Here is a 205-nt window from a genome sequence, read left to right as displayed (position 1 = left end):
AAAGGCACATAAAAGACGTTGTGAAGAGCGTTTGAAGGCACTTTGTTCTCTGGATGATTTGCTTCAAGCCGGTATGGGGGTGCATGATGCGGCAAGCTTGTGTGCGGTGCAATTTGGAGTGAGCTATCGTTCACTTTTTCATTGGCGGCAGATGGTGGAAGGGTATGAGCGCACTGATTGGTTGGCAGCCTTGGCACCTTGTTAT

General features: G+C 49.3%; 1 pseudogene. It reads left to right on the top strand.

Going from position 1 to position 205, the window contains the following annotated elements:
* Positions 1-205: pseudogene (locus tag BN338_RS14220) on the top strand (transposase domain-containing protein); the annotation flags it as partial.

This window comes from Bartonella queenslandensis AUST/NH15 (assembly GCF_000312585.1).
In the GTDB taxonomy this organism is placed as follows: domain Bacteria; phylum Pseudomonadota; class Alphaproteobacteria; order Rhizobiales; family Rhizobiaceae; genus Bartonella; species Bartonella queenslandensis_A.
Note: the sequence above shows the minus strand (reverse complement) of the source record. Positions and strands in the feature narration are given on the sequence as shown.